Genomic DNA, 14,949 nt, shown 5'->3' with positions numbered 1-14,949 from the left:
TGGTGACTTCTCTTTCCGGCGGCCCGAAGTAGGGTCGCCCATTGTGAGGATTCTCGTGGTGGGGGCCGGCGAGGTCGGAAGCTACATCGCCGAGCGCCTCAGCCGTGAGGGCAATGACGTGATCGTCATCGACCAGCACTCGGGACGCCTCGACACGCTCGCCTCCGAAGTCGACCTGCTGACCGTGAACGGGAGCGGCACCAATCCCAGCGTGCTGGCCGAAGCCGGCCTTGATCGAGCCGAAGTCGTGGTGGCCGTCACCGATTCCGACGAGGTCAACCTGCTCGTGTGCATGCAGGCCAAACAGGCCGGTGTGCCAGCGACGGTCGCACGGCTGCAAGATGGCGACTTGCGCGGGTCGCCGGGTCGCAGCCTGCGAAATGCCATCGGCGTCGATCTGGTGCTCGATCCCGATGAGCAGACCGCTGACGCCATCATGGACTTGCTCGTGTACCACGGGGTGTCCGACATCAACGAGCTCGCGAACGGCGAGGTGCTGGTCGTGGGTGCGCGCTTGGCCGAAGATGCCCCGCTGGTCGGCAAGACCATGGCCGAGATCGGCGCGTACTACGAGCCGGAATGGGACTTCATCTTCGGTGCGCTGTCGCGAGGCGGCGATGTCACCGTCATGCGCCGCGAGACCACGCTGCAGCCGCACGACCTGCTCAGAGTGGTGTGCCGGCGCCAGGGGCGACGTGAGCTCATGGAGATCATGGGATTGAGCCGCTCTGATCTGCGCCGTGTGATGATCCTGGGCGGAGGGCGCACGGCCGGGCTGCTGGCTGGCCGGCTGCTCGAGCGTCACATTGAAGTCGTCATCGTCGAACAGCATCACGAACGCTGCCTCGAGCTGAGCGAGCGTCACGCTGGCGCGCTCGTCCTGCATGGCGACATCACCGACATCGACGTGCTCGCACGCGAGGGCGTCGGCACCTTCGACGCTGTGGTAGCCGTCACCGGAGAGGACGATGCCAACGTCTTGGCCTGCCTGTATGCCAAGTCCGAAGGGGCTACCGAGACCATCGCTGTCGTGCATCGCCTGTCCTTGCTGCCGCTGCTGGAGCAGGTGGGCATCGACGCGGCGCTGTCGCCTCGCACGGCCAGCGCCAACATGGTGCTGCGGATGGTCCGGGGTGACGTCACCGCTGTGGCGACCTTCCTCGAGGGCGATGTCGAAGTACTCGAATTCGAAGTGGGTGCAGGTTCGAGCGCCGACGGCTCGTTTGTGCGGGAGCTTCACCTGCCCGGCCAGATGCTGCTCGCAGCGATCGTGCGGGACGGAAAGGCCCGCATTGCCCGGGGCCGGAGCGAGCTGAGGGCGCGGGACCACGTGGTCGCCTTTGTGACGCCTGACTGCGTGGACGAGGTCAAGCAGGCCTTTCGGTGACACCCCGTCCGGCACGCCGGGCTGCCGAACGCGAGAGGCTTCGCCGATTGGTGGTGCGAGCGGTGCGAAGCGCTGATGGCGCGCTGCACCGGTGGGCACGCGGACCGTACGAGTCGACTCTTGCCATCACGGCCTTGGTCGTGCTCGCCGCCGCCTCGCCTGTGTTTGCGATATGTGCGGCATTTGACTGGCTGTTCGGGGGACGGGTTGCTGCCAGCGGCGAATCCGGAACCGATGCCGTCCCGCTGCTGGTCGCAGGAGCTGCCGTCGCGCTGTTCGCCCTGGGTCTGTTGCGACTGTGCCGGTTCGAGCGGCGCATCACCGAGCGCCAGACCCTGACGGCGCTGGTGCTCGGATCGTTCGCCGCAGTGGCTGCCGTCGCGATTGCGCACCTCGCGACCGGTGCAGTGGAACCCGAGGCGTTGGCGACAGCCTTTGCAGAAGCCGCAGCGACCGTCACCGGAACCAACAGCACGACTCTTTCGGGAGCCGATCTCGGCGGCGGGATGCTGGCCCTGCGAGCTGTGGGGCAATGGCTGGGCGGAGCTGCATTCATCGTGGTGCTCGTCCGCGTGCTGCCGCATCTCGGTGTCGGCGGCTTGGACACCGACGGGGGAGTGGCGACCCGATCAGCTCGCAGGCTGGCACCCCGCAGCGCCGGCACGATGGGTCGCCTCCTGCTGCTGTACGGCGCGCTCACCGTCCTGGTAGGGATCGGCTACGGGTTGGCCGGCATGCCGCTGCTGCAGAGCGGCCTGCATGCGCTGACCACCGCGGGGACCGGGGGCTTCTCCACGCAGGCGGCGTCGCTGGGCGCATTCGACTCGGCAGCCATTGAGTGGGTGGCGATCTTCGGCATGGCGGCGGGAGGCGTGAGCCTGCCGCTCATGTTCTTGGCGATCCGGCGCCGGGACCCGGCCCGGTTCATTCGCAGCTACGAATTCCGGCTGTACATCACGCTGATCGTCTTCGCCACCGTGGCGGTGATGCTGTGGACGCGTGACGGCGTCGGCTGGACGGATGTCCTGCGCCCGGATCACATCCGGGAATCGCTGTTCGCGGTGGTGTCGGTGATCTCGACCACCGGCTTCGAGACCACTCCGCTTGTCGAGCTGTCGACGGGCAGCCAGGCGCTGCTGATGGTGCTCATGCTGATCGGCGGCATGAGCGCGTCGATGGCCGGCGGCTTCAAGGTCGTGCGGCTGCTGACGCTGGCGTCCTTCATCGGACGGGAACTGCGTCGTGCCATCTACCCGTCGCTCGCCGAGCGGCTGCGCCTGGGCCGTTCGACCATCTCCGAAACGACGATCGGCCGCATCACCGGCGAGCTTCTGCTGGCAGCACTGCTGATCATCCCTGCCTCCATCGTTCTGGGCGCCAGCGGGCTGAACATCGTCGATGCGCTGACGTACGCGGTGTCCACGCTGTCCAACGTCGGGCCTGCGATGGCCGCCGCCGACTCGACCGGGCATTTGGCCGTCGAAGGTTCGACCGGCCACCTCGACGCGGTCAACTGGCTGGGACGCGTGACAGCCGGGCTGCTCATGATGTGTGGACGCATGTCGGTGACCGCCGCGGCCGTGGCACTGAGCGTTGCCGTCTATCCGGCGGTGGCTGCGGTGCGACACGGGCAGTGGCGCCGGCGCAGGCCCCACGGAGTGAGAGTGCGATGAGCGGCTTGGCAGTGCTGGCAAAGCGACGCTTCGAGTCCACGCCAGTGCACATCAGTGGGGTGGCGCTGCTGTTCGTGGCGGTCGGCATGGCGGTCTCGGCGTGTGTCGCGCTCATCGACGGCGGGGGAGGCGCATTCGCCTTGGGGGCGTCGGCAGCACTCACTGCGAGCGTGGGCAGCGCCATGATGGGCAGCACCACGGCATCGGGCCGGGCGGATTCCCCGCTGGCGTTCGCCTCGGTGGCATGGGCATGGCTGGCGGTCTCGATAGCGGGAACGATGCCGTACCTGTTCAGCGGCGTGATCGGATGGAGCGAGGCCGACAACGCGCTGTTCGAGTCCATCTCGGGATTCACCTGCACGGGCGCCACCGTCCTGGCCGACATCGACGGCGTTGCCCACGGGATCCTCTTCTTCCGCAGCATGACTCAATGGTTCGGCGGCATGGGCTTGATAGTGCTCGCGGTGAGCGTGCTGCCCGCACTGAAGGTGGGCGGTTTGGAGCTGATCGCCAACGAGGCACCCGGCCCGACTGCTGATCGCTTCACGCCGCGCATCGCCGCCACGGCTCGGCGGCTGTGGATGCTGTACGGGGATTCACCCTGGCCGTGGCGCTCGCCCTGCTGGCAGCCGGAACGAGCTTGTTCGACGCCGTGGCACACGCATTCACCACAGTGGCAACCGGGGGCTTCTCGACGCACTCGGCATCGATTGCATTCTTCGACTCGGTGGCTGTCGAGCTGGTGCTCATCGTCGGCATGATCACCTGCGGCGCGAGCTTCTCGATCCATTGGCATCTGATCACGCGCACCAGATCACAGCGCCGGAGCTACTCAGAGCTGCGCTGGTACCTGGGACTCATCGGCGGTGCCGCCATCGGGTTGCTGGTGCTGAATTCGGGCAAGCTCGACCTCGGCGACAACCTTCGGGAAGCGGCCTTCTACGCAGCGTCGTTGGGGTCGAATACCGGCTACGGCCTCACCGACTATGCGCACGAGCAGTTCTGGACGCCCTCAGCGCAGCTCGTGCTGCTGGCGCTGTTCGTGATCGGCGGCATGACCGGTTCGACCGCAGGCGGCATCAAAGTGCTGCGCCTCCAGATCGTGGCCCGCTACGCGATCCGGGAGGTCATCCGTGCTCGCCACCGCAGGGCAGTGCTGCCCATGCGCCTCGGCGACGCCACCGTGGCCGAGGACGTCGCTGCGCGGGCTCTGGGCTTCGTGCTGCTGTATCTGGGCCTTGCTCTGGCAGGCGGCGTACTGATGACCGCGCTGGGCAATGACCTCGAGACAGGATTCTCCGGTGCAGTCTCCGCCATCGGCACCGTGGGTCCCGCATTGGGCGAAGCGGGGCCGACGAGCTCAGCGCTTGCGTTCGAACGTGCATCGCGTCCGGTGATGATGGTGCTCATGCTGTTCGGCCGGCTCGAGGTGTTCCCCACGATGCTGATGTTCGTGGCGGCGGTGCGCGCCGGCACCCGCTCGCGCTATCAGCGGCCGACCACCACACGCGGACCCCGCCGGCTCACACGCCTCGGAGCGCGCAACCGAAGCTCATCGTGACGAGACCGAGCGCAGCGGGGTCAGCGGCATCAGCTCGCTGAAGTCGTCAACCCGCAGCACGCGGGGCAGCTCACCGGGTCGCACTTGGGCGATCGTGCCGGCTCCATCGGGAAGCGACTGAGCTACCCCGTCGAGAAAGACCAGCACGCCTTGACTGTCACGTGCGAGTGCCGACGCGGTGAGCACCAGCTGCGCTACAGCGCGCACACGCTGCGCTCCTTCGACTTCGAAGAAAACCTCGTTGAGGTGGATCGACACAACGTTGTTGCGCAGGAGTTGTACGTCCACGACTTCGGTGCCGGCCGGGATCGCTGACTCGAGACCGTTCTCGGCCTCAGTGGGAGTCGGTCCGGCCAGCAGGTTGTTGAGCGGGGCATCGAGGAACACGGGAGCCGCGAGCGGCCGCTGGAGCTCCACGAGCAGGCCGTCTCGCAGGAAATAGACAGCGTGCAGGGATGTGGTGGGCGTGTCAGGCTCCGCACCGACCACCGGTTCGTTCTGGTCGGGGAACACGCCAGCAGGCACTTCGATGTGAGTAGGCGCATCATCGGTGGGCAGACCGCACGCAGCGGCCGCGAGCGCGCACGCCATCGACGCGCTGACGCGTCGCAGCGCCGGCGTGCCCGGCAGGTACCTATGCCGCTTGCGACTAGGGGCTCTCACCGGTGCCCCGCAATGGGCAGCTCGACCACGAAACGGGCGCCACGCTGGCCGTCAAGCCGTGACTCGACGCGCACTGAACCGCCGTGACGCCGGGTGTGCTCGTACACCAAGGCCAGGCCGAGACCGGCACCGGTGCCTGCCCCCCGTTTGCGCGCCGCGGCGCCGCGTGTAAAGCGCTCGAAGACCAGATCGCGCTCGGACGGCGTGACCCCCGGCCCGTCGTCCTCGACAGCGACGCGCACCAGGTTGCCGGGCCGTGAGATCCCCACCCGGGTGACACCGCCACCGTGCTTTTCGGCATTGCGCAGCAGGTTGTCGAAGACCTGTGCGAGTCCCCGCTTGTCGCCGATGACCACAGCGTCAGTCGCTGCAGCACTGATGTTCAGCTCCACATCCGGCCCGAGTGTGCCGACGCGATGCTGGACCAGCTCGGTGATGTTGACGAGACCTCGCTCGAAGACCGATCCGTCGGCGTCGGGTCGGGAGATCTCCAAGAGGTCCTGCACCAGCTGCTGGAATCTGTCGACTTCGGCTGCAAGCAGGTCCAGTGCAGTTGCCCCTTGAGCGGACAGCTCATCGCGGTGGCCGTTCAGATAGTCGATCGAGCTTCGCAGGGTCTGCAACGGTGATCGCAGCTCATGGCTCACATCGGACGCGAACCTCGCGTCGCGCGCGATGCGGCGCTCCATCGCGTCGGCCATGTCGTTGAACGACTCGACGATTACAGCGAGGTCGGGATCGTCGCTGCGTTCGACTCGCGTGTCGAATCGACCGTGAGCGATGGAGTTCGCAGCATCGGACACGGTCGCAAGCGGACGCAGCAGCCGCCCGCCGGCCCAGGCGCCGACGGCGACACCGATCAGCACCGTCAGCGCCGCTCCGACACCCAGAATCAGTCGCAAGCTGGCGAGCGTGGCCTCGATCTCAGACAGCGGGACGACCTCGAAGTAGAGCGTCTCGCTGAGCTGCGACACCGCAGCCGGGCGCAGACGCAGGCCGAGTGCGAGCTGGGGGACGCCGTCGAGCCGGTACCGCATAGCGTGGGCCTGATCGGATCGCTCGACGGCTGTCACGAGCTCATCAGGAAGGTCGCTGGGCACGAGGGACGGCGACCGCCAGATGTCAGGTCCCGTACGGACGATGGAACGGCTGCCGCTCAGGCTTGGGAGCGATTCGAGCAGCACGGCAAAATCCGGGCTCTCCGCACGCAGCGAGCCCTGCACTTGGGTCGAATTCGCGAAGAACTGAGCCTCAGAGGAGTCCTGGCGCAGGCCCAGCATCGAACCTCGGGAAAGGCTGTAGGTCATCACCACGAGCAGGAACGCGGCCAGCATCGCGCCGAGAGTGAAGGCACCGACCACGCGGGCGCAGGTACAGCAACCGGCGCAGGGGCCGCGGCCAGCGCAGTCTCATGTAGTGGCAACCGGCGCAGGGGCCGCGGCCAGCGCAGCCTCATGTCACGCCCGCAGCTTGTAACCCAGGCCCCGAGCCGTCGCCACGTAGCGCGGGCTCGCCGGATCGTCCTCGATCTTGAGGCGCAGCCGGCGGACATGCACGTCCACCAGACGACCGTCGCCGAAGTAGTCGTAGCCCCAGACTCGTTCGAGCAGTTGCTCGCGGCTCATCACCTTGCCGGGATTGTCGGACAGCTCGCAGAGCAGCCGGAACTCGGTCTTGGTCAGGTGCAACTCGTTGCCGCCCTTGGTCACGACGCCTTCGTCGGGGTAGATCTCGAGGTCGCCGACAGTTCGCGGCAGGCCGCTGCCGTCCACGGTCCGACTTCGCCGCAGCAGGGCCCTGATGCGCGCGGACAATTCCTTGGGGGCGAAAGGCTTCGTGAGATAGTCGTCCGCGCCGGCCTCGAGTCCGGCAACGACGTCGTGAGTGTCGTCGCGAGCGGTCACCATGATGATCGGCACATGACTGATCCGCCTGATGGAGCGGCACAGCTCGAACCCGTCGAGACCGGGCAGCATGATGTCGACGAGCACGACATCGGTGCTCTCGGGAGTGAATCGCTCGAGAGCTTCCTCGCACGACTCGGCCTCGCTGACCTGCCAGCCTTCGTCCTCCAGCGCGAGGCGCAGCGCTGTGCGGATCCGCTCGTCGTCTTCGACTGCGAGAACGTTGGTGGTCAACGCCGTGTCCCTTTCTTGCGAAGCTGTACCGAGGCTTGGTCAGCCCATTCGCTCATGGAGCGCAGCACAAGGGCCGCGAGCGCGGCCACGCCTGCGGCGGCGGCCAAGGCGCCGATGGCCGTGCCGCCCAGCGCCGGACCGACGCATCCCCCGCTGCACTGCAGAGCGCTCGTCGCGTATCCCGCGAGACCACCGCACACAGCCGCAACGACAATTGCACCGAAGGCCAAGGCCCTGGCCAGCACCGATGGCAGCGCTGTGGGCGCCGCCGTGAGCCCGATGCTGTCGCCGTCGTCATGCATGCTCACCCGCGCCATGGTACGGCCAGGCGTGCAGCAACTCGTCAATCACCGAGCGGTCTCCGCTCATGCTCCCCATAGCCATGCGATTGGGCTCACGAGCCGCTCGGGCCCGGGCTCAGCCTCTGGCCTTGCGTGGCAGACTGCGCCAATGCCGGCTGATGTGCACCGATGGGCTGTGGCCGGCGGCATCCTCGCCGATGATGATGCCGTGCTCATGGTCAACAACCGGCGGCGCAACGGCAGTACCGATTGGAGCACACCAGGCGGTGTGGTCGATCCGGGCGAGACCGTGCTCGGAGCATTGACGCGTGAGGTCGCCGAAGAAACCGGGCTGCGGGTCTCGGTCTGGGACGGCCCGCTGTACACCGTTGAGGCAGACGGCAGCGACGGACCTGGCTGGTTCTTGACGGTCGAAGTTCACGAGGCCCGGCAATGGAGCGGCGACCTGGACATCGCCGATCCCGACGGCATCGTCTTCGATGCCCGGTGGGTACGCGTCGGTGAGCTTGAAGATCTGCTCACCGGCCAGTACGCATGGATGGCCGAGCCATTGCTGACGTACCTCGAGGGCAGCGCACCGCGCGGCCATGTGTTCCGCTACACCGTGACCGGGGACCATCGCGACGGATTGGTGGTGACGCCCGCCGCCTCATGATTCAGCCACAGCATCGACCGCCTGATGAGGCTGAGCCCGACGAGCTGCCGATCCTGCATGTCGACATGGACGCGTTCTACGTGGAAGTAGAGCGCATGCGCGATCCTTCTCTGATCGGACGGCCCGTGATAGTCGGGGGATCCGGCCGGCGAGGTGTTGTTGCCTCCGCCAGCTACGAAGCGCGGGCAGCAGGCGTGCACGCAGCCATGCCGACTGCGCAAGCACGCCGCCTCTGCCCGTCCGCCGTTGTCGTCACCTCAGATTTCTCCGGCTACATCGAAGCCTCATCGGCGATCGCGGAGGTCTTCGAGTCGGTCACGCCCCACGTGGAGCCCATCGCGCTGGATGAGGCCTTTCTGGATGTCTCCGGTGCCCACCGCCTGTTCGGTTCATCGTCGGAGATCGCGTGGCACTTGCGCAACTCCGTTCGGGAAGCGGTGGCGCTGGACTGTTCAGTTGGCGTTGCGTCGAACAAGACGCTCGCGAAGCTCGCGTCGGTCGCGGCAAAGCCGGCCGTGCACCCCGATGGACCACGGCCAGGGCTCGGTGTCTGTGTGGTCAGCGTCTCGCGGGAGCTGGACTTCCTGCAGGCTCACGCTGTCGAGGCGTTGTGGGGGGTCGGTCCCGTAACGCTCCGCCGGCTGAACGAGATAGAGGTCTACACGGTCGGCGATTTGGCGGCTGTGCCGCTGGAACGGCTGGTCTCGACGGTCGGTGCCGCGCACGGTGTCCATCTCGCAGCACTGGCGCAGGGAATCGACGACCGGCCAGTCCACCGGGGCGGGCTCCCGCGATCGGTGAGCCACGAGCAGACATTCGAAACCGATCTGACCGGCCTCGATCGCATTCGGAGCGAGACGGTGCGGCTCGCCGATGCCGTCGCATCACGCCTGCGCGCCAACGGGCTGTCGGGGCGGACCGTGACCGTGAAGGTCAAGCATCCCGACTTCTCGTTGCGGACGCGAGCACAGACGCTGCCAGCGCCGATCCAGACCGGACATGCGCTTGCCCACGCGGCGCAGGAGCTGGTCGGCACGCTTGCTCTCGACCGGGGAATCCGCTTGCTGGGAGTAGCGGTATCGAACCTGGAAGAAACCGCATCGCCAGCGACCGAGACAACGCCCGGGGCGCTCGACGGACGCGAAGCCGGCTCACCGTCACCGCGCCAGCTGGCACTCGACCTGGGCATTCCGCCCGCTAGCGGTGATGCGTGCAGTGGCGAGGCGGTCTGGGGCCCGACGGGTGACACCGAACTCGATCTCAGGCTCGCAGAAGCGCTTGATGCCATACGAGACCGTTTCGGCAGGTCCGTGATCGCCCACGGCTCAGCAGCACTGCGTGATGGCACTCCAGGCGAACGCCGTTGGGGCCGCTGAGCACAACGCACTTCGTGGGTGCGTGGAAGTAGGGCCGAGCGCGGTTCTACACTGGCAGCAACATCGGCAATACAGCATTTGGAGCCTGTGCGTGCCGCTTTCGGAAGATGAACAACGCATCCTGCTCGAGATCGAGAAGGACTTCTACGACACCGATCCTGAATTCGCGCGGGAGGTGTCGGAGACCACGCTGACTCGCCATGCGCTGCGCAACATCCGCTGGGCCGTGCTCGGCGGGATCCTGGGATTGGTCGGCATCGGCTTGGGTCTGCAGGTGCACTTTGCGCTGTCATTTGTCGCGTTCCTGGTGGTCTTCGCCAGCGCGGTGGTGATCGAGCGCAACGTCCGCAAGATGGGCAAGCTCGGGCTCGAGAAGGTCTCAGACTCGATCGCCAAGCGCTCGCGGCCGAACAATCCGGATTCCTTCGGCGACCGCATGCGACGCCGTTTCCGCAACGACCCCAGCTAAGCCCTGCTGGCGAGCCCAACTCGGTGCCGGCGGCGAGAGCGGGGACCGGCCGTCAGCGCTGCCGGTCGGCATGCGGTCCCGATGCGATCCCAGCGGCTGCGCGCGGACCGGATGCGCGCTTCGAGATGCTGTGCGTCCAGCCTGGCGTCAGTGACCGTCTGCGGTCCCGGGGGCTCGGCCGCGTAGGCAGCCTCTTGAGCGGCAGCCGCCAACGAGCGCAGCTCGCCTGAATCGATGCGCAGTCGACGGTCGACACGATCGGCGAACTCAGCGTGTGTCTCGACTGCCCGCTGGTCGATGCCAAGGTTGAACAGCGTCTCAGCAACGTCATCCCATGCGGCACCGATCGCGGCGCGGGCATCGTGACGGGCGCGGCGATGGTGCAGTGCCCGGCGGACTCGCACGGCCGACGGCACGATGATGATCCAGCCGATCCCGACCGCCAGCACTGCATAGAAGGGAACGACGAGCCATTCCGACCAGCTCCCCGTCGGCGCCTGCGAGCCCTCGAAGTCGAGGACGTCTACGAAGCCTTCGAGATCGCCTGACAGGCCTTCCAGATCTTCGAGGCCCAGCTCGCCGATGAATCCCGATCCGCCTTCGCCGGCCGCCTCGGGGTCGCCCGGCACTGCTTGCTGGGGCGCCACACCGGTGTAGACGACAGCCCCGGGAGCGCCTCGCCCTGGGGTCGGCTCGAAGTACACCCAGCGTCCGCCGATCCAGACTTCGGGCCATGCGTGATAGTGCTCGCCCCTGACCACGTAGACGCCGTCGATCAGCTCACCCGGCGTGAATCCGACCGCCACTCGCGCGGGCAAGCCGATCGCCCGGGCCATAGCGGCATAGGTACCGGCGAATTGCTCGCAATAGCCGCGCCGTTCGGTGAACAGGAACTGTTCCATGCGCTCGGTGTCGTGCCCGCTGGGCACTCTCAATGCGTAGGCGAAGTTCTCGAGGAAGAAGTTCTGCAGCGCCAGGGCCTTCGCGTACGGGCCAGCTGCGTCGGCGGTGATGTCACCCGCGAGGCTCGCCACCCGCGGGTTGAAGTTGTCTGGCAGGCCCAAGTAGTTGTCGGCAATGTCGGAGGGCACGTCTCCGCTGGCTGCCACGAGCCCTGCGACAGAGGGAACGTCGACATTCGAGCTGACCGTGTAGGTCATGCCCGACTCCAGCTCGCTGCTGTGCTCGGTGACCAGCGTGCCGGTTTCCGGGTCGTACAGCGCCTCAGGGCCGTCGTAGGCGACCGGTTCGTATGCGGCCGGCAACCAGATGCTGTCGAGCGCCCCGATGGTGACTTGCTGGGTGAGCAACTCGTCGCTGGTTCGCCCGTCCAGATGCCTGGACGCATTTCCGTAGAGCTGTTCGGATCCCCAGAACGTTCCGTCGAAGCGGCTGAGACCTGAAACCCTCCAATACGCAGGTGCATCTGCGGTAACCCGGAACAACTCGGCACCCGACGTGCCCACCAGCCGGCCTTGGGCATTAACTAGGGGGCTGATCGTCACCCTCGACGCTGGGGCACTGCCATCGAGGTCCTTCCACGAGACGATTGCCGGGGCGTCGCTGCCGGGCAGCAATGGCACCAGCAGCGCGGCGCCCAGCGCGGCGGGGATTCCCAGGCGCAGCGCCGAGCGCATGGGCACGGTTGCACGTCGTCGGTCGGTCGCACCCACTGAGGTCCGGTCCCCGGTGTAGTGGATGCCGTGCGCGGCAACGAACGCCGCGGCGCAGATGACCATCGCGGCGGCACTGCGGATGCGCCACGCATCGGTACCCAATGCCCCCACGAAGGCGAGCACGCAGAAGGCTGGAAGCAGCCCTTCTCCTACCGACTTCGCGCGCAATGCCAGTGCGTCGGCGGCAAAGGCCGCCAGCCAGATGACGGCACCGCCGACCAGCAGAAAGCCTGCGGTGGCCGGTGTCGGCGCTTCCACGATGCCGAAGGCATCCCAGGCCGAAGTCACGTCGGCCGCCGCTTGCCGCAGTGTCTCGGCGGTGGGAAGCAGGCGCAGCCAGAGTGTGTCGGAGTACAGGGCCAGTCCTTCGACGATGATCAGCATCACCGCCGATGCCGTCGCGGCCGCTGCAAGGGGCCAGCGCTGACGCCGAGTGACCGCAGCCGAGGCATGACCGCCCAACGCCAAGACGAGCCACAGCGGCGCGTAGTCCCAAGCGTCGAACAGGCGACGAGCGGTGAGCACCGCGAGCAGCGTCAGCAGCCAGAGCGAGACCTCCACCTGCCACAAGCTGCGCCCTCTCATGTGCGCACCCCGTTCGCTTGGGACGATGTCTGCGCTGCGGCCCACTTGGGTCCGAGCTCGGCGAGCGTGCGGATATCGACCACTCCCGGGCCGCCTGCCGGCAAGGCATCACCGGATCTGCACACGCGGATGACAGTCATCGACGACGTGCGCGACCCTGCTGCAGAGATCGCTTCGGCATCGCGCGCCGCATCGAATGCGGTGCCTCCGAGCACCACGACCACTGCGCCTACGGCCGAAGCCGCGGCGGCCGCAAGCGTGCTGCGCAGGGATCCTTGCGCAGATGTAGAGACGTCGGCGAGATGATCGAACAGCTGGGCCAAGCCTTCCCCCGATGTCACGAAGCCGGTGTCGGCGCCCGCCACCGTCAGCAGTCGCAGCGGGTCATGCCGAGCAGCGCTGGCCAGTACGACGCTCGCGGCGGCAGATACGGCAAGCTCGAAGCTCCCGTCGGCGAGCGGATCAGCGTCAAATGCGGTGCTGCGGGTGTCGAGCACCACCGTGACCCTGCTCCGGCGGGGCACTTCGTCTTCTCGCACCATGGGACGCCCGAGACGCGCCGTCGAGGGCCAGTGGATGCGGCGGACATCATCGCCGGCCGTGTAGTCGCGCAGCGCGTAGAAGTCCTCGCCGATGCGCTGCAAGGTGTGAGCGTCCGCAGCAAGGCCCAACGGTTCAGGCCCGCGAGCCAGGCGAGGCGGTACCAGTGTCAGCGTCGCGGGATAGACGACCAGCATCGTCCGCGGGCCGTAGCCGATGGAGGTGCGGGCCAAGCCGAACGGATCGACGACATCTACCTCTGCCGGTCCGATCTCCAAGCGTCCCCGACGTTGAGTCGGCAGCAGGTATGACGTGCTCAGACGCTCGGCGGCGAGCAGCGGGCCGACCTGCAGGCGTGCGCCGAGCGTGCCGGTCACCGGATCGGTGAGCTGGAGCACGGGGGCATGTCCGCCCAAGTTGGTGAGGACGAGCTGTACCCGTGCCTTGCCTCCAGCATGGACACGTGCCGGCTGGACCGAACGCTGGATCCTGAGACGGATCCGGCGCGTCCGCGTCCATGCCACCGAGCCCGAGATCAGTGCTATCCCCGCCAATGCGAGCACCAAGAGTTCGCCCATGCCGAACAGCCGGCCGGCGCCGGCGGCGACTGCCGAGCCGATCCCGACGGAGATGCCCCGCCGCGTCAGCACGCTGCTCAGCCTCTTAGCCGGCGGTGGGGACAGCGACGGCGTCGAAGACGTCGCGCAGTGCTGTCTGGGGCGTCAAGCCTTGCAGTTGCGCATCGGCGCTCAAGCGGATCCGGTGACCGAGCACTGGCTCAGCGACGGCCTTCACATCGTCGGGCACCACGTAGTTCCGGCCGGCGGCCAGTGCGCGTGCTTGTGCAACGCGCTGGAGGTCGAGCGTGGCGCGTGGACTGATGCCCAGCGTGATCGTGCCGCGCTGGCGCGAAGCATCGGCCACGGCGACGATGTAGCGGCGCAGCGCCGGGGCAACGTGGACTTCGGTGACGGTGCGGGTCATGGCCAGCACCTCGCTGGCGGCGGCGACGGGCTCGAGCACGATCTCCGTGGTGCCGTCGTGGAGATCGAGCACCTCGACGGCCGAGTCCGCATCCGGATAACCGATGCTGACGCGCATCAGGAACCGGTCGAGCTGAGACTCAGGCAACGGGTAGGTGCCCTCGTGCTCGATCGGGTTCTGTGTGGCGATCACCATGAACGGCTGGCCGAGCGGACGTGTGGTGCGGTCGGTGGTGACTTGGCGTTCCTGCATGGCTTCGAGCAGTGCCGCCTGCGTCTTCGGCGAAGCTCGGTTGATCTCGTCAACCAGCACGATGCTGGAGAAGAGCGCGCCGGGACGGAACTCGAATGCGCGCTCGCGCTCGTCCCACACGTTGACGCCGATGACATCCGACGGCAGCACGTCGGGCGTGAATTGGATCCGGCCGAACGGTGCGTCAATCGAAGCCGCAAGCGACTTGGCAAGGCTGGTCTTGCCGACCCCCGGCACGTCTTCGATCAGCAGGTGTCCGTCGCACAGCAAGCACAGCAGCGATAGCCCGACCGCGTCGGGCTTGCCGCGTATGACCCGCTCCACGTTCGCAGTGATGCGCTCGAACGTTTGCCGGAACGTCTCGGCATCGGCAACGTGCGATTGCGAAGGAGTGTGATTGCGCACGGCGTCTGGCTTTCGGGGCTGGAGAATTCCGTTGTGCCGGCCTCCAGGCCGGGACTCGGAGAACGCTGTGAGGCTACTCAGCATCACTTCACCGTCACCGTCGCTTCCCGCTGTCGCTTCTAGAGTGGCCCGGTGCGCCGATCACGGACTCCACGCGGCCCCCGCATCGGGGCGGCGCTCGCGGCCGTGGCCATGCGCCCGCGGCTGTGGCTCACTGCCGGGCGAGCCATGAGGCGGCTGATCCCGTCGCGCTGGTGGATGCGCCCGCCGTTCCTGCCCGTGC

The 14,949-nt window shown here is 67.3% G+C and carries 14 protein-coding genes; 7 read left to right on the top strand and 7 right to left on the bottom strand.

All coding sequences use genetic code 11. The annotated features are described in order from the left end of the window. The first annotated feature begins 43 nt into the window (after positions 1–43). The 4 genes from trkA to ACOGI5_RS12840 all read left to right on the top strand — a co-directional run bounded on the left by trkA (position 44) and on the right by ACOGI5_RS12840 (position 4,621). A complete protein-coding gene (gene trkA / locus ACOGI5_RS12855) occupies positions 44–1,387 on the top strand; it encodes a Trk system potassium transporter TrkA (protein ID WP_419864806.1) in 1,344 nt (447 codons plus the stop codon). A 62-nt stretch (positions 1,388–1,449) separates the two neighbouring features. Beyond that, positions 1,450–3,060, top strand: a complete 1,611-nt coding sequence (locus ACOGI5_RS12850) for a TrkH family potassium uptake protein (protein ID WP_419864805.1) — start codon at positions 1,450–1,452, stop codon at positions 3,058–3,060. Beyond that, on the top strand, positions 3,057–3,821 hold the full coding sequence (locus tag ACOGI5_RS12845; RefSeq protein ID WP_419864804.1) for a potassium transporter TrkG: 765 nt from the start codon (positions 3,057–3,059) through the stop codon (positions 3,819–3,821). The genes ACOGI5_RS12850 and ACOGI5_RS12845 overlap by 4 nt, the downstream gene beginning before the upstream one ends. Continuing rightward, the gene (locus ACOGI5_RS12840) at positions 3,713–4,621 is read left to right on the top strand and encodes a TrkH family potassium uptake protein (RefSeq protein ID WP_419864803.1); all 909 of its coding nucleotides are present in this window, start codon (positions 3,713–3,715) and stop codon (positions 4,619–4,621) included. Before ACOGI5_RS12845 ends, ACOGI5_RS12840 begins: the two co-directional genes overlap by 109 nt. On the opposite strand, the gene ACOGI5_RS12835 is transcribed toward ACOGI5_RS12840, so the two are convergent. From ACOGI5_RS12835 to ACOGI5_RS12820, 4 genes are all read right to left on the bottom strand, one after another. Beyond that, positions 4,613–5,284 carry a GerMN domain-containing protein gene (locus ACOGI5_RS12835; RefSeq protein WP_419864802.1) on the bottom strand — a complete coding sequence of 224 codons (672 nt, stop codon included), beginning with the start codon at positions 5,282–5,284 and terminating at the stop codon, positions 4,613–4,615. The genes ACOGI5_RS12840 and ACOGI5_RS12835 overlap by 9 nt on opposite strands. After that, positions 5,281–6,645: a sensor histidine kinase gene (locus tag ACOGI5_RS12830; RefSeq protein WP_419864801.1), complete on the bottom strand. Its 1,365-nt coding sequence runs from the start codon at positions 6,643–6,645 to the stop codon at positions 5,281–5,283. The genes ACOGI5_RS12835 and ACOGI5_RS12830 overlap by 4 nt, the downstream gene beginning before the upstream one ends. Before the next feature lie 96 nt (positions 6,646–6,741). Continuing rightward, positions 6,742–7,422: a response regulator gene (locus ACOGI5_RS12825; RefSeq protein WP_419864800.1), complete on the bottom strand. Its 681-nt coding sequence runs from the start codon at positions 7,420–7,422 to the stop codon at positions 6,742–6,744. Further along, positions 7,419–7,730 (bottom strand): hypothetical protein, encoded by a 312-nt coding sequence (locus ACOGI5_RS12820; protein ID WP_419864799.1) that lies wholly within the window; start codon positions 7,728–7,730, stop codon positions 7,419–7,421. Before ACOGI5_RS12820 ends, ACOGI5_RS12825 begins: the two co-directional genes overlap by 4 nt. 142 nt (positions 7,731–7,872) lie before the next feature. Here ACOGI5_RS12820 and ACOGI5_RS12815 point away from each other — a divergent pair, with 142 nt between their 5' ends. The 3 genes from ACOGI5_RS12815 to ACOGI5_RS12805 all read left to right on the top strand — a co-directional run bounded on the left by ACOGI5_RS12815 (position 7,873) and on the right by ACOGI5_RS12805 (position 10,224). Further along, positions 7,873–8,379: an NUDIX hydrolase gene (locus tag ACOGI5_RS12815; protein ID WP_419864798.1), complete on the top strand. Its 507-nt coding sequence runs from the start codon at positions 7,873–7,875 to the stop codon at positions 8,377–8,379. After that, positions 8,376–9,755 (top strand): DNA polymerase IV, encoded by a 1,380-nt coding sequence (gene dinB / locus ACOGI5_RS12810; RefSeq protein WP_419864797.1) that lies wholly within the window; start codon positions 8,376–8,378, stop codon positions 9,753–9,755. Before ACOGI5_RS12815 ends, dinB begins: the two co-directional genes overlap by 4 nt. A 91-nt stretch (positions 9,756–9,846) precedes the next feature. Beyond that, positions 9,847–10,224: a DUF3040 domain-containing protein gene (locus tag ACOGI5_RS12805; protein WP_419864796.1), complete on the top strand. Its 378-nt coding sequence runs from the start codon at positions 9,847–9,849 to the stop codon at positions 10,222–10,224. Here ACOGI5_RS12805 and ACOGI5_RS12800 read toward each other — a convergent pair. The 3 genes from ACOGI5_RS12800 to ACOGI5_RS12790 are packed head-to-tail and all read right to left on the bottom strand — an operon-like array spanning position 10,221 to position 14,666. Then, positions 10,221–12,485 carry a transglutaminaseTgpA domain-containing protein gene (locus ACOGI5_RS12800; protein WP_419864795.1) on the bottom strand — a complete coding sequence of 755 codons (2,265 nt, stop codon included), beginning with the start codon at positions 12,483–12,485 and terminating at the stop codon, positions 10,221–10,223. The genes ACOGI5_RS12805 and ACOGI5_RS12800 overlap by 4 nt on opposite strands. Beyond that, positions 12,482–13,675, bottom strand: coding sequence for a DUF58 domain-containing protein (locus tag ACOGI5_RS12795; RefSeq protein ID WP_419864794.1), 1,194 nt, complete (start codon positions 13,673–13,675; stop codon positions 12,482–12,484). Before ACOGI5_RS12795 ends, ACOGI5_RS12800 begins: the two co-directional genes overlap by 4 nt. 13 nt (positions 13,676–13,688) lie before the next feature. Next, positions 13,689–14,666: an AAA family ATPase gene (locus ACOGI5_RS12790; protein WP_419864793.1), complete on the bottom strand. Its 978-nt coding sequence runs from the start codon at positions 14,664–14,666 to the stop codon at positions 13,689–13,691. Between the last annotated feature and the right edge of the window lie 283 nt (positions 14,667–14,949).

The organism is Candidatus Poriferisodalis sp., assembly GCF_965208925.1.
In the GTDB taxonomy this organism is placed as follows: Bacteria; Actinomycetota; Acidimicrobiia; order Acidimicrobiales; family Poriferisodalaceae; genus Poriferisodalis.
This window is presented reverse-complemented; position numbering and strand designations above follow the sequence as displayed.